16 protein-coding genes are annotated in these 19,546 nt (G+C 64.9%); 11 read left to right on the top strand and 5 right to left on the bottom strand.

Annotation, left to right across the window (positions count from 1 at the left end; all coding sequences use genetic code 11):
• The first annotated feature begins 77 nt into the window (after positions 1–77).
• On the top strand, positions 78–1,868 hold the full coding sequence (locus AC1RQK_RS05210; protein ID WP_309405990.1) for a hybrid sensor histidine kinase/response regulator: 1,791 nt from the start codon (positions 78–80) through the stop codon (positions 1,866–1,868).
• 98 nt (positions 1,869–1,966) lie between these two features.
• On the opposite strand, the gene AC1RQK_RS05205 is transcribed toward AC1RQK_RS05210, so the two are convergent.
• A complete protein-coding gene (locus AC1RQK_RS05205; protein ID WP_043349302.1) occupies positions 1,967–2,626 on the bottom strand; it encodes a response regulator in 660 nt (219 codons plus the stop codon).
• Positions 2,627–2,867: 241 nt separating this feature from the next.
• On the opposite strand from AC1RQK_RS05205, the gene purN reads away from it, so the two are divergent.
• The 8 genes from purN (at position 2,868) to nadC (ending at position 14,273) form a co-directional block, all read left to right on the top strand.
• Positions 2,868–3,524, top strand: a complete 657-nt coding sequence (purN, locus tag AC1RQK_RS05200; RefSeq protein ID WP_492373090.1) for a phosphoribosylglycinamide formyltransferase — start codon at positions 2,868–2,870, stop codon at positions 3,522–3,524.
• The gene (locus AC1RQK_RS05195; RefSeq protein ID WP_043349297.1) at positions 3,521–4,927 is read left to right on the top strand and encodes an RsmB/NOP family class I SAM-dependent RNA methyltransferase; all 1,407 of its coding nucleotides are present in this window, start codon (positions 3,521–3,523) and stop codon (positions 4,925–4,927) included. The genes purN and AC1RQK_RS05195 overlap by 4 nt, the downstream gene beginning before the upstream one ends.
• 605 nt (positions 4,928–5,532) lie before the next feature.
• On the top strand, positions 5,533–7,188 hold the full coding sequence (locus AC1RQK_RS05190) for an amino acid adenylation domain-containing protein (RefSeq protein ID WP_492807932.1): 1,656 nt from the start codon (positions 5,533–5,535) through the stop codon (positions 7,186–7,188).
• A complete protein-coding gene (locus tag AC1RQK_RS05185; RefSeq protein ID WP_492807931.1) occupies positions 7,185–8,897 on the top strand; it encodes a serine aminopeptidase domain-containing protein in 1,713 nt (570 codons plus the stop codon). The genes AC1RQK_RS05190 and AC1RQK_RS05185 overlap by 4 nt, the downstream gene beginning before the upstream one ends.
• Before the next feature lie 169 nt (positions 8,898–9,066).
• Positions 9,067–10,470 carry a mechanosensitive ion channel family protein gene (locus AC1RQK_RS05180; RefSeq protein ID WP_492807930.1) on the top strand — a complete coding sequence of 468 codons (1,404 nt, stop codon included), beginning with the start codon at positions 9,067–9,069 and terminating at the stop codon, positions 10,468–10,470.
• A 398-nt stretch (positions 10,471–10,868) separates the two neighbouring features.
• Positions 10,869–12,059, top strand: a complete 1,191-nt coding sequence (locus AC1RQK_RS05175; protein WP_043349288.1) for a DesA family fatty acid desaturase — start codon at positions 10,869–10,871, stop codon at positions 12,057–12,059.
• Positions 12,060–12,228: 169 nt separating this feature from the next.
• The gene (gene nadA, locus AC1RQK_RS05170) at positions 12,229–13,380 is read left to right on the top strand and encodes a quinolinate synthase NadA (protein WP_492373086.1); all 1,152 of its coding nucleotides are present in this window, start codon (positions 12,229–12,231) and stop codon (positions 13,378–13,380) included.
• Positions 13,377–14,273: a carboxylating nicotinate-nucleotide diphosphorylase gene (gene nadC / locus AC1RQK_RS05165; RefSeq protein ID WP_492373085.1), complete on the top strand. Its 897-nt coding sequence runs from the start codon at positions 13,377–13,379 to the stop codon at positions 14,271–14,273. Before nadA ends, nadC begins: the two co-directional genes overlap by 4 nt.
• 73 nt (positions 14,274–14,346) lie before the next feature.
• On the opposite strand, the gene nadB is transcribed toward nadC, so the two are convergent.
• From nadB to radC, 4 genes are all read right to left on the bottom strand, one after another.
• Positions 14,347–15,945, bottom strand: a complete 1,599-nt coding sequence (nadB, locus tag AC1RQK_RS05160) for an L-aspartate oxidase (RefSeq protein ID WP_183036764.1) — start codon at positions 15,943–15,945, stop codon at positions 14,347–14,349.
• 218 nt (positions 15,946–16,163) lie between these two features.
• Positions 16,164–16,334 (bottom strand): 50S ribosomal protein L33, encoded by a 171-nt coding sequence (gene rpmG, locus AC1RQK_RS05155; protein ID WP_006157508.1) that lies wholly within the window; start codon positions 16,332–16,334, stop codon positions 16,164–16,166.
• Between the two features lie 13 nt (positions 16,335–16,347).
• Complete coding sequence (gene rpmB, locus AC1RQK_RS05150; RefSeq protein ID WP_006157507.1) at positions 16,348–16,581, bottom strand: 50S ribosomal protein L28; 234 nt, start codon at positions 16,579–16,581, stop codon at positions 16,348–16,350.
• Positions 16,582–16,781: 200 nt separating this feature from the next.
• A complete protein-coding gene (gene radC, locus AC1RQK_RS05145) occupies positions 16,782–17,456 on the bottom strand; it encodes a RadC family protein (RefSeq protein WP_492373084.1) in 675 nt (224 codons plus the stop codon).
• Between the two features lie 90 nt (positions 17,457–17,546).
• Between radC and AC1RQK_RS05140 the strand changes: the two genes are divergently transcribed.
• Together AC1RQK_RS05140 and ispH are read left to right on the top strand one after the other, a co-directional pair.
• Positions 17,547–18,044 (top strand): FKBP-type peptidyl-prolyl cis-trans isomerase, encoded by a 498-nt coding sequence (locus tag AC1RQK_RS05140; RefSeq protein ID WP_492373083.1) that lies wholly within the window; start codon positions 17,547–17,549, stop codon positions 18,042–18,044.
• 51 nt (positions 18,045–18,095) lie between these two features.
• Positions 18,096–19,058, top strand: a complete 963-nt coding sequence (ispH, locus tag AC1RQK_RS05135; protein WP_492373082.1) for a 4-hydroxy-3-methylbut-2-enyl diphosphate reductase — start codon at positions 18,096–18,098, stop codon at positions 19,056–19,058.
• Positions 19,059–19,546: the final 488 nt, after the last annotated feature.

Below are 19,546 nucleotides of genomic sequence, written 5' to 3'. Positions count from 1 at the left end.
CGACCCATCGCCGTGGCGTTGCGCCCCAAAAGGCGGCATGATACGGCGGATCGCACTCGCTGCCCCCCAGCCCTCCTTTGAACGCGCTGCTAAACCGAATCCTGCCGCCGCCAGGGCCTCCGCTCGATACCGAAACGCGGGCCAAGCTGCTGGCGACCATCCATCGCGTCTCCCCCACCGCCATCGTCGCCTCGGTGGTGCTTCCGGCTTTGACCGCGATCGCCTTCTGGTCGGCCGCCGACCATAGTGCCCTGGTGGGCTGGTGCGGCGTCATGCTGGTGTTGACCGCGGCCACCAGCTGGTTCTACTTCGGCTACCTGCGCGATTGCGCCACCATGAGCCGCTCTGCGCACACGCGCAAATGGTGGGCCAATATGCGCGCGATGGCCTTCCTGACCGGCCTGACCTGGGGCAGCTCCGCGCTGCTGCATCTCTATACCGGCTCCACCGTCTTTTCCAGCGTGCTGTACCTGCTGGCGCTTGGCGTGCTGGCGGGCGGCGTTACCGCGCAGTCGCCGGTGCCCTCCAACCTGGTCTACGCCGGTATCCCGATCCTGGTACCCAATATCCTGCTGGCCGAGTACGCTTTCCCGGGCCATGGCACTTATGTGCAATTGCTGCTGGTGGTCTACGCCATCATGCTCACGCGCCATGCGCTGAACCTGCAGCGCACGCTGGTGCGGGCCATCCAGCTGGAAAGCGACAGCCGCAGGCTGGCCAAGCAATTCCAGGAGGAGAAGGAGAGGGCGCTGCATGCCAGCGAGGAAAAGTCGCGCTTCCTGGCCGCCGCAAGCCATGACCTGCGCCAGCCGGTGCACGCGCTGGTGATGCTGGTGGAGGCGCTGCGCGCCCGCAACAAATCATCCTCGCTCCATCCGCTGGTCGAGCAGGTGGCCGCCGGCACCCAGACCATCGACCTGCTGTTCCGCTCGCTGCTGGACCTGTCCAAGCTCGAGGGCCGCAAGGTGCTGCCCACGCTGGAGCCGTGCGAGCTCAGCCACCTGATCAGCGAGGTCATGAGCCAATTCGCCGCCGACGCGCGAGAAAGCGGCCTGACCCTGACCCCGCGCGTGCCCGAAGAGCTGTACGCCATGGCTGAGCCGGTGCTGCTGCGCCGCGCGCTGTTCAACCTTGTGCAGAACGCCCTGCGCTATACCCGGCGCGGCGGCGTGCTGGTGACCGCGCGCGAGCGCCGCAAGCATATCCGCGTGGAGGTGTGGGACACCGGGGCCGGGATTACGCCCGAGCATCTGCCGGACATCTTCTCGCCGTATTACCAGGTGCACAACCCGCAGCGCGACCCGTCCCAGGGCCTGGGGCTCGGGCTGGCGATCTTCAAGGAATGCGTGCGGCTGATGCGCGGTACCTACGGCGTGCGCTCCGTGCCCGGCCGGGGATCGGTGTTCTGGTTCTCGCTGGCGCCGGTGGCGGCCGAGACCGTGGCGACCATCCGTACCGTGCGGGCCAACGCGCAGGCCGAGGATGCCAAGCCCGACCACCTGCGCGGCACCGTGCTGGTGGTCGACGACGACACCCAGATCCGCAAGGCATGGATTGCGCTAATGGAGGCGTGGGGCATCCAGGTTGCCTGCGCCGCGCACGGTGCGGATGCCGACCGCCTGTTCCTCCAGGGACTCAAGCCGGACATCATCTTCTGCGACCTGCGCCTGCCTGGCAGCGAAAACGGACTGGACCTGCTGGAGCGCTGGCAGAACACGCAGCCGCAGGCGCGCAGCGCGCTCTTGTCGGGCGACCTGAAATCCGCCGCGCTGGCAGCTGCCGAGGAGGCAGGCTACTTCGTGCTGCCCAAGCCGGTCGACCCGGCTGCACTGAGACTGTTGCTGCGGCGCTGGCTGCGGCCCGCCTGAGCGGCGAAGGCATAAAAAATGGGCCGGCGCATGACGCGCTGGCCCATTTTTTTGCCGCCTGCCCAATCAGAGTGAGCAGCTGGCGTCGCCAGCGCGCGTTACTGGCGCAGGCGGAATCGCTCCATGCGCGACATGACCTGCATGCGGGTGCGCACGCCGAGCCGCTGCAGGATGGCCGAGACGTGTTCCTTGACGGTGTTTTCCGTCAGGCCGAGCCGCCGCGCGATGACCTTGTTGGGCAGGCCCTCCAGCACCAGCGCCAGCACCGAGCCCTGGCGCGGGGTCAGGCCAAGTTCCGCCGGCGTGACCGGAATGCCGTGCGCCGGCCCGAAGGATTGAGCACGGCCATTGAGCGCTTCGTCCGACGGGAAGGAGGTGTCGCCTGCCAGCACCTTGCGCACGGCGGCGGTGAATGCGTTGGCGTCCAGGTGCTTGCCGACGAAGCCACAGGCGGCGAGCGCGCGCGCGCGGCCCACGATTTCAGGCGTGGCCTCGGCCGACATAAAAATAAAGCGAGCGGAAGGTACCAGTGTCTTGAGCGCCTGCATGGCGTCGAAGCCGGTACCATCGGTCAGCCAGATATCCAGCAGCACGATGTCAGGCCTGAGTCCTTGCTGCAAGGTATTCAACGCTTCTTTGGCGCTTCCGGCAGCATGGACGGCAACGTCGGGCATCACTTCCGCCAAAAACGCGGTAGTGCCAGACAAGGCCATAGGATGATCATCGACCACCAACAAGGTCGGTGCAGCGTTCGACATGCGATTTCCCGTCTAATTTCCCAGTTCGTCCTTGTTGTCACTTGAAGCCGTGTTAACGGACTGCGCGTGGACGATAGCAGCCACTCTAGCAGAGCGGGCGAGGCGTCACAATCCATCGGACGCGAGTTCACGTTGCGTATAGGCCATGCGAAATGGCGCTGCGGCGAGGGTTTCGCGTGTTTTAAGTGCCTAATGCGCTCGCTTTGGTCGTGTACTGGCCCCGGCTTGGTAGAATTGCGCGATGAAAAATATCGTTATCCTGATTTCCGGGCGAGGCTCCAACATGGAAGCCATCGTCAGCGCCTGCGCCGCCGAAGGCTGGCCGGCGCGCGTAGCGGCGGTCTTGTCCAACCGGCCAGACGCCGAAGGTCTGAAATTTGCCGCCGACCACGGCGTGGCTACCGGCGTGGTGGACCACACGCTATATGATGATCGCGCCACTTTTGACGCCGCGCTCGCCGCTGCCATCGACGCTTTCGCGCCGGACCTGGTGGTCCTGGCCGGTTTCATGCGCATCCTGACGCCGGGCTTCGTCGACAAGTACGCCGGGCGCATGCTGAATATCCATCCGTCGCTGCTGCCGTGCTTTCCGGGGCTGCATACGCACCGGCAAGCCATTGAGGCCGGCGTCAAGGTCCACGGCGCCAGCGTGCATTTCGTCACGCCCGAGCTCGATCACGGCCCGGTTATCGTCCAGGCTGCGCTTGACGTGCTGCCGGACGACACGCCCGAGAGCCTGGCCACGCGCCTGTTGCCGTGCGAACACGTTATCTACCCGCGCGCTGTGCGCTGGTTTGTCGAAGACCGGCTGCAAGTGCATGCCGGCGTAGTCCGGGTCGAACCACCCGAATCCCAGCTGTTTACGGCCTTTGCTGCCGCTACGGAGGTGCAGTCATGAGCCGCAATACCGCAGGGGCCCGCCAGCCCGTCCGCAACAAGAACAAAGACCACAAGGGCACGCCCATCCGCCTGTCGCGCTCGCGCGATGCGAACGACGGCCAGGCCCCGCAGCAAGGCCGCGGGCCGCATGGCGGGCTGCATGCCGTCCATATCCAGCATATCGACCGCCTGCTGGGCAAGGTGCTGATGTTCACGCGCCCGTCCGACGTGGTGGTGAGCTACTACTTCCGCGAAAACCCCAAGCTGGGCCATCGCGAGCGCGGCATCATCGCCGAAGCCGTGTTTGCCGTGCTGCGCCGCCGCGTGGAGTTTGCGCAGTTCGCCGCCAGCGGCACGGGTGCTTCGCAGCGCCGCCTGGCTCTGCTGGGCCTGGCCGCCACGCTGGGCCGCGACGTACTGACGCCGTTCTTGCTGCCGGAAGAGGGCGAATGGCTCGATCGCCTGACCACGATCGAGCGCTCCAGCCTGGCGCCGCGCGTGCGCGCCAACCTGCCCGAATGGCTGTTCGACCAACTGGCCGCGCGCCACGACGAAGCCTTTGTCGAAGCGCTGGGCGATGCCTGGCTGCGCCCGGCGCCGCTGGACCTGCGCGCCAACCTGGTCAAGACCACGCAGGAGGCCGCGCTGGCCGAACTGACCGCCGCGGGGCTGAAGGCCGAGTTGACGCCGATGGCGCCGTCCGGCATCCGCCTGGCCGGCAAGCCGGCGCTCAACCAGCTGCCGCTGTTCGTCAACGGCCTGGTCGAAGTGCAGGATGAAGGCAGCCAGCTGCTGTGCAACCTGGTCGCGCCCAAGCGCGGCGAGATGGTGGTCGATTTCTGCGCGGGCGCGGGCGGCAAGACGCTCGCCCTGGGTGCGCTGATGCGCTCCACCGGCCGCCTCTACGCATTCGACGTGTCCGAGAAGCGCCTGTCCAACCTCAAGCCGCGCCTGGCGCGCAGCGGGTTGTCCAACGTGCACCCCGTGCTGATCGACTCCGAGCACGACGCCAAGATCAAGCGCCTGGCTGGCAAGATCGACCGCGTGCTGGTGGATGCGCCTTGCAGCGGCCTGGGCACGCTGCGGCGCAATCCGGACCTGAAGTGGCGCCAGTCGCCGCAATCGGTGCTGGAGCTGACCGTCAAGCAGGCGGCCATTCTCGAATCCGCCGCACGCTTGGTGAAGGTGGGCGGACGCGTGGTCTACGCAACCTGCAGCGTGCTGGAGGCCGAGAACGAAGGCATCGTGCGCGGTTTCCTGGCCTCGCACCCGGCCTTCCGCCTGGTGCCCGCCGCACAAGTGCTGGCCGAGCAAAAGATCACGGTGCCCGGCTTGCCGGAAGATGCCGAGATGCTGGCGCTTTACCCGCACCTGCACCAGACCGACGGCTTCTTCGCCGCCGTGCTGGAGCGCGTCAGCTAACGCCGGATCCGTCAGGCGGCTGCGCCGGGGAAGCATCCCCGTGGTGCCGGCCGACTGGCGGCTTTTTCGCGCCGGGGCCGTTCGGCCCCAGCCGCCTTTCCCGTTATCTCTTTCTCCCTTTCTTTTTCCATCCACGAGCCCCTGCCGTCACGCAATGCGCCTGCGCCGCTCTGCCTGCACGCACGCCGCCAGTGTGTCCGGTGTGTGTCGATACGCAGGTCTTGATGGACTAAGCCTTCTGGGCGGCTCCTCATCCTTTGTGGCGCGCGTCGGCGCGGGGAAACCGGCCATGCATGCTGCAAGCGCGAGGCTGGCCGGCGCATACCCGCTCCCGGCTACGTGAAGGCCGCCATCGTAGAGCGCAGTCCGCCTCCATTCGCATCCCCCATTCGCACGAATGGAAAAAGATCTTAAGTTCAATACATTTAAGGCAGTGCAACTTGTCTTGTTGGGCAATGCAGCCTAAGTTGGCAAGACAACGTGCGCCAGGCAAGTACAACGGCGCGCGACCGTGCAGGGTGGGTCGGCGCCGGCACAACTTTCGGGCGGGGTTTCAGAACGCGCCGGTCCCGCAACGGGGGCGGCGCGCTCGGTTGGGAGGCGGGATGTTGCATTCATTCTTCTTCGATACGGCTGCACGGCAGCCCGGCGACCACGCCTTGTGGGTCGACGGACGCTTTTACACTTACGAGCAACTGCGCGCACGCGCGTGCTGCGTGAGTGGTGCGCTGGCGGCGTATGCAGGGGGCGGGAGCCGCAACTGCGTCCTGTTTGCGCACCGCAGCGTCTCAGCGTACGCCGGCCTGCTCGGCGTGCTTGCGGCGGGCATGGCCTATGTGCCGTTGCACCCCAGATTCCCGTCGGCACGCAACGCCGCCATCGTCGGGCGCTCGGGCGCGCGGGTGATGCTGGTCGATCGTGCATGCGCACCGCAGCTTGAGGCGTTGATGCCGTTGTTGCCCCCGGATTTGCACATCGTCATGCTGGATCCGGAGTCGTTGCCGGCAACCGGATGTCCGGGCGGCAGCGCGCGCTTCGCCCCGCTGCCGCCCGCGCCTTTCGTGCATGACCCGCCTGGCCAGCTTGCCGTCGTCTCGGGAGACGACCTTGCCTACCTGATCTTCACCTCCGGCACCAGCGGGCCGCCCAAGGGCGTGATGATCCCGCATGCCAGCGCCGTGGCTTATGTCAGCGCGCAGATGCAGCGCTTTCCATGCGAGCCCGGTGCGCGCTTCAGCCAGTTCGCCGATCTCACCTTCGATTTCTCGGTGCACGACATGCACGTCTGCTGGGCAAACGGGGGCTGCCTTTATGTGCCCGCGCTCCAAGACCCGCTTTACCTGGACGGTTTTATCCAGGAGCACAGGATTACCCATTGGGCCAGCGTGCCCTCCGTGCTGGCGCTGATGCAGCAGTTTCGCAAGCTCACGCCCTGCGCGTTTCCCAGCGTACGAATGACCTTGATGGGGGGCGAGGCCTTGCCCAAGACGCTGGCGCGGGCGTGGTCGCGGGCGGCGCCGAACACCCGCATCGTCAACGGGTATGGACCCACCGAGGCGACGGTGATCATGCTCACCTTCGAGCTGAGCGATGCGTTTCTTGCCGATGCGTCGCGCCCTGCGGTGCCGCTCGGAAAGCCATATCCCGGCGTCGAGCTGATGGTCGTCGACGATGCGCTTGCGCCGGTGCCGCCCGGCGCGCAGGGTGAACTGCTGATCGGCGGCGCGCAGCTTGCCAAGGGCTATCTCGGTGCCAACCCGCTCGACGCGCAGCGCTTCTTTACCCGCGCCTATCCCGAGCGGGCGTGCAGCCGTTGGTACCGCACCGGCGATGCTGTGGCCGAATCCCCCGACGGCTTGCTCTATCACGGCCGCATCGACATGCAGGTGAAGATTCGCGGCAACCGCGTGGAATTGCAGGAGATCGAGCAGGTGGTGCAGGCTGCCAGCGGCAGCGCGCAGTGCGCCGTGCTGGCGTGGCCACTGGATAGCGCCGGCAAGCCGATGGGGCTGGTCGCCTTTGTGCAGGCATCGGGCGACGCCTCGCTGGGCGAACTCGGTGCGCGCATGGCGCGGATCCGGCAGGCGTGCAGGCAGAGCCTGCCGGTCTACGCGCAGCCGGATCGCATTGTCTGCCTCGAGGGCCTTCCCGTGAACGTGAACGGCAAGATCGATCGCGGCCAGTTGCAGGCGCGCTGCGAGTACCTGGCCGTTGGTGCTGGGGGCGCACGGCAGGCGAGCCGCAAGGCGTTTGCGCCATGACGCCGCTGCATTTCGACGGATGTTTTGGCTGGTACCACCCGGCCCAGGGTCAGCGCGCGGTGCTGCTGTGCAATGCGATCGGGCATGAAGCCCTGTGGACGCATGCCGGCCTGGCGCGGCTGGCGGAGCGGCTCGCGGCCCAGGGCGTGTCCGTGCTCAGGTTCGACTATCCCGGCACCGGTGACTCCGCCGACCTCGAACATGCCGACGTGCCGGGTGCGTCCTGTGTCGACGCCTGGCTTGCCGGGATCGATGCCGCTGGCAAGTTGCTCAGGCGCTTGTCCGGTGCCCGGGAGCTCGTGCTGCTGGGCGTGCGCGGGGGCGCCTCGCTGGCGGCACTGGCCGCCGGGCGCGGCGTGGCCGGGCGGCGCGTCGATGCGCTGGTGCTGCTTGCGCCCGTGGCGAGCGGCAGGATGCTGGTGCGGGAGATGAAGATGATCGCGCAGACCTGGCGCTCGCTTGCTTGCCGCGCTGTGGAGCCGGAGCCGGGGCCGGCGCCTGGTGCTGGCCAGCAATCGGGCATGGACATCCTGGGCATCCATTTCACCGATGCCGCGATCGATGGCCTTGGCGGCATCGACCTGCTCAATGCGCCTTGCGCCCCCGCCCCGCAAATCCTGATCGCGGGCGGTGAGCCTCAGATGGCCCCGCTGGCGCGCCACTACGGCACGCTGGGCGCGCAGGTGCGGGTGGTGCCTTTCCCTGACCTGATCGACTGGCTGCAGGATCCGTTGCATGGCACGCCACCGGATGCGACCTTCGCGGAGGTGGCCGGCTGGATTGCCGATCTGGGGTCAGCGGCGCCAGTTGGCGAGCCAGCCCCGGGCGGCCGCGCGATGGCGGCAGGGACTGCTTCGTGCCTGCGCGCCGGCGAGTGGGTGGAAATGCCGGTGCGCTTTGGCCAGGGCCTGTTCGGCATGTTGTGCGAGCCGCTCGGGCCGCGCATCGAGCGGCCGGCTGTGCTGATCAACAACTCCGGCGGCACGCATCACGTCGGTGCTGGCCGTTGCGGGGTCATGCTGGCGCGCCGGCTGGCGGCACGCGGTGTTGCCTCGTTTCGCATCGATGTGCGGGGCATCGGGGATGCTTCCGTTGGCGCGCAGGCCATCGCCGGGGTGCCGGCCGATCCGGAGGGGTACCGCGATGCCGTCGCCGCTTGCGACTGGCTGCTTGCCCACGGTCATCGCGAGGTGGTGGCCTTCGGCGTGAGCTACGGCGCCAATGTGAGTCTGCACGCCGCTGGCGCGCACCCGGGCCTGGTGGGCGCCGTGCTGGTCAACCTGCAGCGCTTGTTGCGCCGGGAGACCTTCACCCGGCCCCGGTGGCTGATCCATGGCCGCAGCGCACCCACGGCAGAAGAGGGCGTGCCTGGCATCAACGCGGCATCGGTCCTGCCCAAGCCTGCCGTGCACGAGCAGCGGGAGATCGAGGGCTTGCTCCAGTCGCTCGACGCACGCGGCACGGCCCTGCGCCTGCTGTTCGGCCCGGACGATCCCGGGCCTTTCGAACTGGCGCGGTTCTTCGGGCCGACGCTGGCCGGCCTCGCCGGCTTCTCGCAGTTACAGATCGAGACCATCGATGGCCTGGACCACGGCATGCTGAACCCGCCCGGGCGGGCGCGGGTGATCGACTATTGCGTCGACCTGCTATGCGGCCCCTTGCATCCCGGGGCGGACCTGCGGCTGACCGTGCTCGGCCTCGGCGTATAGGCCCGCTTGCCCGGCAAGCCCGGCGCCAATCCTGCGCCGTGCGGAGCAGGGCGGCTAGAATGGCTGACTTTTTGGCCGCGGGGCATGCAGAAACGTCATGCAGTGTCCCGCTTACCTTGCCAGGGGCCGCCGATCCTGACCGGATGGACCCTGCCAGCCACGGCAGAGCATGAACCCCATTTCCCTGAACGAACTCCATGTTGCGCATCCGGCCTTTGGCAAGATGCTCGATGATCTGATCCGCGACGCGGGTGGCCCTGGCTTCATCTGGCAGTTGGCGGTGCTTGCCGCTTGCCTGGCGGTGGCCTGGCCATTGGCCAGGTTGATCGTCAAGCGCCTCGAAGCCCGCTACGCCGGATCCAGCTTCTCCCTGCGTTTCGCCGCCGCCAGCCTGGAACGCGCCATGTTCCCGTTGTTCGGCTGGCTGCTGGTGATGGGTGCGCGCTTCGGGCTGGAGCCGATGATGTCCATCAGCGTGCTACGGCTCGCATTGGTACCCCTTTCGGGCATTACCTTCCTGTATTTCGCCTTCTACATCCTGCGCCGGGTTATGTCGGGCAATGGCCAGTTGCAGGGCATGCTGCTACTGGTCGAAAAAGTGCTGACGACCCTGGTTTGGGCGGCGATGGCGCTTTATGTGCTGGGTTTGCTGTGGGATGTGGTGCAATGGATGGACGACGTCCGCTTTTCGCTGGGCGGCAAGCAGAAGATCAGCCTGGCGGACACGCTGGTGGCCATCGTCTGGATCCTGGTCACCGTGCTGGTGGCGATGTGGTTCGGCTCATGGCTGGAAGAGCGCCTGATGCGGTCGACCGGGCTGGACAGCAACCTGAAGGTGGTTCTGAGCCGGATTTCAAAGGCGCTGCTGCTGCTCGTGTCCCTGTTGCTGAGCCTGTCGCTGGTCGGCATCGACCTCACCGTGCTGTCCGTGTTCGGCGGCGCGCTGGGCGTTGGCCTGGGGCTGGGCTTGCAAAAGATCGCCAGCAACTACATCTCCGGATTCATCATCCTGCTGGACCGCTCGGTCAAGCTGGGCGACCAGATCACAGTCGACAAGTACACGGGGATCGTTTCGCAGATCCGGACGCGGTACACCGTGGTGCGCAACGGCGATGGCGAAACCCTGGTGCCGAACGAGCAACTGGTGGCGCAGGCGGTGCAGAACCATTCATTCTCCAATACCCATGTGCGCGTGGCGACACGTGTGCAGGCCGATTACGCGGCGGACCCCGAAGTGGTGCTCGCCCTGCTCGTAGAGGCCGCCCAGGATATCCCGCGCTTGATGCCACAGCCGGGTCCGTCGGCATTTCTGGTGTTGTTCGGCGACAATGGCATCGAATACGAGCTTGCCGGCTATATCGCCGATCCTCAGAATGGTAAGCTGGGCGTGCAATCAGCGATGAACCGCGCGATATGGCGGAAGTTCAAGGAGCATGGCATCTCGATCCCGTATCCGCAGCGAGAGGTGCGAGTGCTGGGGAAAGTGGAAGTCGACGGCCATGGTGGGCCCGTGAAAGAAGTACAAGAGGCACTTATCAATTTGCCGGGCGTCCCCGGCGCATCGGCATCCTGAACGTTCACGGGGCGTTTAGGCCACCTTATGGAACAATCCGTGTTGCTTAGCGTCAAACTGAGGGAAAAAGCGGATGTCCGTGCGATGCGGTTCCGGTAGAATCCAGGGTAGTTGCGGGTTCATTCGAAAAGCACGTCTCGTTCGGGTGAGTTTGTTCGACCTCCCGCCCCACACCAGACAGCCGCCAGATTGCAGCGGCTCGTGTCCAGTCCGCCGGCAGGCAGCAGTTTTGCCCATGGCGCCAGGCGCGCGTGCCTTGGGGGCTCCGGCGAATGCCGGGGTTTCAGGCAGGCGCCGTATGACGCAATCATTGAATTTGCAGTCCTTTTTCTGCACCTTGTTTGCGGCTCGCCCGGCGCGCCGCACTGAATGCCCCTGTTTAATCGACGGAGAACAGTTTGTTCGACACTATTCTTGACTGGGCCGCTAATGGCCTCGCCAACTGGTCCTGGTGGGAGATTGTGATCTACACCCTCGTGGTGACGCACATCACCATTGCGGGCGTAACCATCTACCTGCACCGCTGCATGGCGCACCGGTCGCTGGACCTGCACCCTATCGTTTCGCATTTCTTCCGTGGCTGGCTGTGGCTGACCACCGGCATGGTCACCAAAGAGTGGACTGCCATTCACCGCAAGCACCACGCCAAGTGCGAGACCGAAGACGATCCCCACAGCCCGCAGACCCGCGGCATCCGCAAGGTGCTGCTGGAAGGCGCGGAGCTGTATCGCGCCGAGTCCAAGAACAAGGAAACCATCACCAAGTTCGGTCATGGCACGCCTGACGACTGGGTCGAGCGCAATGTCTACTCGCGCTTTGGCTGGCAAGGCGTTGGCCTGATGCTGATCATCGACGTCGCCCTGTTCGGCGTGATCGGCCTGAGCGTGTGGGCCGTGCAGATGCTGTGGATCCCGATCCACGCCGCCGGCATCATCAATGGCCTGGGCCACTGGTGGGGCTATCGCAATTACGATTGCGAGGACGCTTCGACCAATGTCTCGCCGTGGGGCATCATCATCGGCGGCGAAGAACTGCACAACAACCACCACACCTACCCGACGTCGGCCAAGTTCTCGATCAAGTGGTACGAGTTCGACATCGGCTGGGGCTACATCCGCGCCATGCAGGCTGTTGGCCTGGCCAAGGTCAAGAAGACCCCGCCGAAGGCGCGCCTGGTGGATGCCCGCCCGGTTGACCACAACACGCTGGAAGCCATCATTGCCAATCGCTATGATGTGATGGCGCGCTATGCCAAGGCGGTCAAGAGCGCCTACAAGCAGGAACTGGAAAAGCTGAAGGAAGCCCGCGTGGCCGAGTACAGCAGCTTCAAGCCGGCGCGCAAGTGGTTCCACCGCGAAGAAGCCAAGCTGGCCGATCCGCAGCGCCAGCAACTGGCCAGCATCGTGGAGCAGAACAAGTCGCTGCATACCTTCGTGGAAATGCGCCGCGAGCTGGCCGCGATCTGGGGCCGCTCCAACCTGACGCGCGAACAGCTGCTGGCGCAGCTGCAGGCCTGGTGCCACCGCGCCGAGGCTAGCGGCATCCAGGCACTGCACGATTTCTCGCTGCGCCTGCGCCGTTATGCCTGATGCGGGCTGATGCCCGAGCTGGCGTGGCCTGATACAATTTAGATCGCCCAAAAGCCCCGCCTCTGGCGGGGCTTTTGTTTTCGCTAAACTCCCCCAATGTCAGGGCCAGCAGCGACAAGCGGATACCAAGCGGAATTCCGAGGCATGCTGTCCAAGAGGAGTATCGGAGATGACCCCCCAAACGATCAAAGCCGTCGAGTTCGAAAAGCCGAACCTCTCGATGGAGTCCCCCGAAGGCGGCAGCTGTGTCGCCCACGCCTGGGCCAAAGTGCCTCCTGTGCTGTCGGCACAGGAGCGCACGGCACTCAAAGCGCGCATCAAGACCCTGCTGAAAGAACGCAATGCGGTGCTTGTCGCGCACTATTACGTTGATTCCGACCTGCAGGACCTGGCCGAGGAAACTGGCGGCTGCGTGTCGGACTCGCTGGAGATGGCGCGCTTTGGCCGCGATCATCCGGCCAAGACGCTGGTGGTGGCGGGGGTCCGCTTCATGGGCGAGACCGCAAAGATCCTCAGCCCGGAAAAGACCGTGCTGATGCCCGACCTGGACGCAACCTGCTCGCTCGACCTGGGCTGCCCGTCCGACGAATTCGCCGCGTTCTGCGACGCGCATCCCGATCGCACGGTGGTGGTCTATGCCAACACCAGCGCCGCCGTGAAGGCGCGCGCCGACTGGATGGTGACCTCGAGCATTGGCCTGAAGATTGTCGAGCACCTGCACGCGCGCGGCGAAAAGATCCTGTGGGCCCCGGACAAGCACCTGGGCGGCTATATCCAGAAGCAGACCGGCGCCGACATGCTCTTGTGGCAGGGTTCCTGCCTGGTGCATGACGAGTTCAAGGGCATCGAGCTTGACCTGCTGCGCCGGGAGTTTCCCAATGCCAAGATTCTGGTGCATCCGGAGTCGCCGGCCAATGTGGTCGAGCAGGCCGATGTGGTGGGCTCGACTTCGCAGCTGATCGCGGCGGTAAAGGAGTTGGACGCGCGCGAGTTCATCGTCGCGACCGACAACGGCATCCTGCACAAGATGCGCCTGGCCGCGCCCGACAAACATTTCATCGAAGCCCCCACTGCCGGCAACAGCGCGACCTGCAAGAGTTGCGCGCACTGCCCCTGGATGGCGATGAACGCACTGACCAATCTGGCTGAAGTGCTGGAGAAGGGTCATAACGAAATCCATGTCGATGCGGATATCGGCCGCCAGGCCGTGACCTGCATCGACCGCATGCTCGACTTCGCCGCGCAGCAGAAGGCCAATGTGCGGCCCAAGGCCGACCTGGCCAGCGAGCAGGCCTTGTTCAAGGGAATCGGCCCGGCATGAGCAGCAATCCAAATGTGAATTCCGTGAATTCGAACGTCAACGCTATTTTCGACAGCTATGGCCCGGCGCTCGCCGAGGCGCTCCAGGCCAATGTCAGCACCGCCATTGCCGAAGATGTCGGCGGCGGCGACCTGACCGGCATGCTGGTGCCTGCCGGCAAGCCGGCGCGGGCACGCGTGATCGTGCGCGAGCAAGCTGTGCTGTGCGGCCAGCCGTGGTTCGAGGCGTGCATGCGCGCGGTCGATCCCACGCTGCAGGTTGTCTGGAAGCAGGCCGAGGGTGCCCGCATGGCGCCGGACTCGGTGGTCTGCGAGATCACCGGTCCGGCTCGTTCGCTGCTGACCGCGGAGCGGCCGTCGCTGAATTTCCTGCAGTTGTTGTCCGGCGTGGCGACCGCCACGCGCCGCTATGCCGACCTGGTCGACGGTACCCGGGCGCGCGTGCTCGATACCCGCAAGACGTTGCCGGGCCTGCGCCTGGCGCAGAAGTACGCGGTCAGGGTCGGTGGTGGCGACAACCAGCGCCTGGCGTTGTACGACGGCATCCTGATCAAGGAAAACCACATCGCCGCCGCCGGCAGCATCACCGCCGCCATGCAGGCAGCGGCCGCGCTGGATGCTGGTGTGTCGGTCCAGGTCGAGGTGGAAAGTCTGGCCGAGTTGGAAGAGGCATTGGCGGCTGGCGCGAAATCGATCCTGATCGATAATTTTACCGAGACGATGATGCGCGATGCCGTGCGTATCAATGCCGGGCGTGCGTTGCTGGAAGTCTCGGGTGGGGTCAATGCCGATACGATCCGTGCTTTCGCCGAGACGGGCGTAGACCGGATCTCGGTGGGGGCGCTGACCAAGGATGTGCGCGCGACGGACTATTCGTTGCGCATCATCGAATAAGCGGGGTTGGTCAGAGCATGAAAAAAGCGCGCCTTGGGCGCGCTTTTTTCATGGCGATGATCCAGGTGCAGGCTTATTTCGCCCGTTCCCGCTTGAACACCGGCTGCATCACCGTGGGCAGCGCCTTCGGCAACGTCTCGGGATAGTCGCGGCTGAAGTGCAAACCACGGCTTTCATGGCGCGAATACGCGCTATCCACGATCAACGAGGCGACTTCCACCAGGTTACGCAGCTCCAGCAGGTCGCGCGTGACGCGGAAGTTGGCGTAGTACTCCGCGATCTCCTCGCGCAGCAGGGTGATGCGGTGCTGGGCGCGCTCGAGCCGCTTGCTGGTGCGCACGATGCCCACGTAATTCCACATCATGCGGCGCAGTTCGTCCCAGTTGTGTGAGACCACGACTTCCTCGTCGGCATCCGCAACCCGGCTTTCATCCCACTGGGGCAGGGCGATGTCCGGTTGGCCGGCCTTGTCCTGTCCGGCAATGTCGAGGGCTGCCGCGCGCCCGATCACCATGCATTCGAGCAGCGAATTGGAGGCCAGGCGGTTGGCGCCGTGCAGGCCCGTGCAGCCGGTCTCGCCCACGGCGTAGAGATTGGCCAGATCGGTGCGGCCCGCGGTGTCTGTGACCACGCCGCCGCAGGTATAGTGCGCGGCCGGTACCACTGGGATGGGCTCGCGGGCGATATCGATGCCAAGTTCCAGGCACCTTGCATGAATGGTCGGGAAGTGCTCGCGCAGGAAGGATTCGGGTTGGTGGCTGATGTCCAGGTGCACGTAGTCCAGGCCGCGCTTCTTCATCTCAAAGTCGATCGCGCGCGCCACCACGTCGCGCGGAGCCAGTTCGGCGCGTTCGTCGTGCTCTGGCATGAAGCGGGTGCCGTCGGGCAGCTTCAGCAGGCCGCCTTCGCCACGTACCGCTTCCGAAATCAGGAAAGACTTGGCGTAGGGGTGATACAGGCAGGTCGGGTGGAACTGGATGAACTCCATGTTCGACACCCGGCAGCCCGCGCGCCAGGCCATGGCGATGCCGTCGCCGGTGGCGGTGTCGGGGTTGGTGGTGTAGAGATAGACCTTGCCTGCGCCGCCTGTCGCCAGCACGGTGTGGGTGGCGGTAATGGTCTGCACTTCGCCACTGGCGTCGTCCAGCACGTAGAGGCCGTAACAGCGGTTGCCCGGCAGGCCAAGCTTGCGCGAAGTGATCAGGTCCACCGCGAAGTGGTCCTCGATGATCGTGATATTGGGGTGCTGGCGCGCCTGCTCGCTCAACGTGGACACAACGGCATGGCCGGTGGCGTCCGCCGCGTGGATGATGCGCCGACGGCTATGGCCGCCTTCCCGCGTGAGGTGGTAGCCGAGTTCCGCCTGGTCATCGCGGGTGAACGGCACGCCGCGGTCGATCAGCCACTGGATCGCTTCGCGCCCGTGCTCGACGATATAGCGCGTAGCGCTATCATCGCAAAGGCCGGCGCCTGCCACCAAGGTGTCCTGCGTGTGCTCATCGTGGCTGTCGCCTGAGTCCAGGACCGCGGCAATGCCGCCTTGGGCCCAGTCACTGGCGCCTTGCGTCATGGCACGTTTGCAAATGATGACAACCCGATGGGTGTCGGCCAGTTGCAGCGCGACCGTCAGACCGGCCAGTCCGCTGCCGACAATGGCGACATCGAAGTTCATGGTGCTAGAGACGCGCGCGGCACGCGGTCGGGAGGCAGGAAAGCTGGAAAGTGTACACCGCCAGCGGGCTTGCGTGGGCAGGCAAGCCGCGCGTGAGCCGGGCGTTGAGAGACGTTGGCTGCGCAATGCGGCGTATGCTGCCCGGAAAAGCAAAAACCCCGCGTGAGCGGGGTTTCTACAGACATGCCGCGCGATCGGCATGCGGAAGACAGGATCAATTACTTGATCTTGGTTTCCTTGTACGACACGTGCTTGCGGGCGACGGGATCGAACTTCATGATCTCCATCTTTTCCGGCATCGTGCGCTTGTTCTTGGTGGTCGTGTAGAAGTGACCCGTACCTGCAGTCGACTCCAACTTGATTTTATCGCGTCCGCCCTTGCTGGCCATGATGTGCTCCTAATTAGACTTCGCCACGTGCGCGCAGATCCACGAGCACGGTGTCGATGCCTTTCTTGTCGATCAGGCGCAGGCCGGCGTTCGAGACGCGCAGGCTCACCCAGCGGTTTTCCGATTCAACAAAGAAACGACGATTCTGCAGGTTGGGCAGAAAACGACGCTTGGTCTTGTTGTTTGCGTGGGAAACGTTGTTGCCGACCATCGGCGCTTTCCCGGTCACTTGACAGACGCGTGCCATGAAGCACTCCTAACTCTTCTACGTGGACAATGTTCGCAACAGATCAACAAAAGGCGCGCTGGCCCGGACTGCAGCGGTTGAGACTTCAGCAAACGAGCATTATAGACCGGAAAGCACTGGTGAATCAATGCCTTCTCTCGTTTACCGTTCAGGGGTGTGCATCCGTGCGGTGCGCATCACAACACGCATCGCATCTTGCATCACAGCTGGCCGTGTTCGGCGAAGGAGTGGATGTTACTACCTGCGACGATGAAGTGGTCAAGAACTTGCACATCGATCAGGCCCAGCGAACGTGACAGCGCGCGGGTCATGGTGAGGTCGGCGGCGCTGGGCGTGGTATTCCCCGACGGGTGGTTGTGCGCCACGATGACCGCCGCGGCGTTATACGCAAGTGCCTTGCGAGCAACTTCACGCGGATAGACGCTGGTTTGGGTCAGCGTGCCGCGAAACAGCTCCTCGCTGGCGAGCAGGCGGTTGCGCGCGTCCAGGAACAGGCACAGGAATGCTTCGTAGGCCAGTCCCGCCAGCGACAGGCGCAGGTAGTCGCGCACCGCCGTGGGGGAATCCAGCGCCCCGGGCAGTTGCAGCTGCTCGCCCAGCGCGCGCCGGGTCAGCTCGCGGGCCGCCTGCAACTGCGCGTACTTGGCGCTGCCAACGCCCTTGACGCGTGCCAGTTGCCCGGCGTCTGCCGCAAACAGGCTGCTGAGCGTGCCGAAATCGTTCAGCAGCTCCCGGGCGATGTCAACTGCACTTTTTCCCGCCACACCCACGCGCAGGAACACGGCGAGCAGTTCGGCGTCTGAGAGCGTCGCCGCCCCGCTGCTCAGCAGTTTTTCGCGTGGCCGCTCGCTGCTGGGCCAATCGGTAATGCGCATGGCACGATCCCCTCGGAACAATGGCACCGCGGACAAGGCGGCGCTCGGTCGAGTCGCTTACAATACGGGTTGTTGACTGGTTGAGCACCTATGACTTTGCAAACTTTTGCTTCCGGCCCGAAGGATGGGGACGGCACCGTGGATGGCCGCAAGACCGTGCAGGCGGACTCCTTCCTGACCCTTCACTACAGCATCTCCATGGAGAACGGCACTGAGATCGTCAGTACCTTCGCGGAGAAGCCCGCCACGCTGCTGCTTGGGCAAGGCCAATTCGCGCCTACACTGGAGCAGGCGCTGCTGGGCATGCCGGAGGGCGAGCGCATGACTTACCGGCTGGCGCCGGAGCACGCCTTTGGCCCGCGCAACCCCGATCTGCTGCAACGGGTTTCGCTGGCGACGCTGCGCGAGAACTCCTCGTTTGAAGAGGACTACGCGCCGGGCGACCTGGTTGAGTTCAATGCGCCCGGCGGCGGTAAGTACGCCGGTGTGCTCAAGGAGATCGGCACGACGTCGGCGCTGTTCGATTTCAACCACCCGCTGGCCGGACAGACCATTCTGTTCGATGTCCAGCTGATCGGCATTCTCTAAGCAGACCACCGGCCGGGCCGTCGTGCCGGCACCCTTGAGTCGAATCCTTGCATGTCTGAACCCACCACAGCCCCCGATGCCGAGATCCTGATGGCGCAGCCGCGCGGCTTTTGCGCTGGCGTGGATCGCGCCATCGAGATCGTCGAGCGCGCCCTTGCACGCTACGGCGCGCCGATTTACGTGCGCCACGAAATCGTCCACAACGCCTATGTGGTGGAGGACCTGCGCCGCAAGGGCGCGGTCTTCGTGCAGGAGCTCGAGGAAGTGCCGCCCGGCTCGACCGTGATCTTCAGCGCCCACGGCGTATCCAAGGAAGTGCGCGCCGACGCCACCGTGCGCGGCCTGAACGTATTCGATGCTACCTGCCCGCTGGTGACCAAGGTGCACGTGGAAGTCGGCAAGATGCGCACCGAGGGCTGCGAGATCATCATGATCGGCCACAAGGGCCATCCTGAAGTCGAGGGCACCATGGGGCAGGCCGAAGGCGGCATGCTGCTGGTCGAGTCTTCCGAGGATGTCGCCAAGCTGCAAGTAGCGGATCCCGAGCGCCTGGCATTCGTGACCCAGACCACGCTGTCGGTGGACGAAACGCTGGAGATCGTCGCCGCGCTCAAGGCGCGCTTCCCGCTGATCCGCGAGCCCAAGAAGCAGGACATCTGCTATGCCACCCAGAACCGCCAGGATGCCGTGAAGTTCATGGCGCCCCAGGTGGAGGTGGTGATCGTGGTGGGCAGCCCCAACAGCTCCAACTCCAACCGCTTGCGCGAGCTCGCGGAGCGTCTGGGCGTGCCGGCCTACATGATCGATTCGCCCGATCAGCTCCAGCCGGAATGGATCGCGGGCAAGCGCCGCATCGGCCTGACCGCCGGCGCCTCCGCCCCTGAGGCGCTGGCGCAGGCCATTGTCGCGCGCCTGCACCTTCTGGGTGCGCGCAACGTGCGCGCGCTGGACGGGATCGAGGAGAAGATGTCGTTCCCCTTGCCGCGCGGCCTGCAACAGGTCACGTCCGCCTGACCAGCCTGCTTTACCTGACTGTCTGGCAAAACGGCCCGCTCTAGCGGGCCGTTGCTTTTTGCGCAGCCGCTTCCGCCCGGCAGGCGCACTTCGCGCGCGCCGGTTGCACGCCTTTGCGCACCATTCTCTCGCCAGGGTTGCACCAATATATAGCACTCTATATTGCCTGCTATCCCTTGGATAATGCACAAGGCTGCCGCGAACGGCCATATACCTGTCTGTCTGAAAAGACAAATAAGGGAAATCCCTGTAATTGGGGATTTCCCTATTATGGTGCCGGCGCACTCGTTCCTTGTATTTGAATGAGACTGTTGATATTAAATGAAACACCTATTTAATACGCGCCCCCACGAAGTGACTTAAAGGCTGCAAAGCCAACCTGTGGCAAGCGGCAGGCACGAATCTTGTTAGTATCAACGGCTAGCCTCCATGTAGGTGGGAATTGCCCCAATGTGTGCATTGGGGAAATTCCCTAGCTCATTTGGTGG

It is taken from the genome of Cupriavidus sp. GW822-FHT02D05, assembly GCF_058802485.1.
The sequence above is the reverse complement of the archived record's forward strand: the minus strand, read 5'-3'. Positions and strand labels throughout refer to the sequence as shown.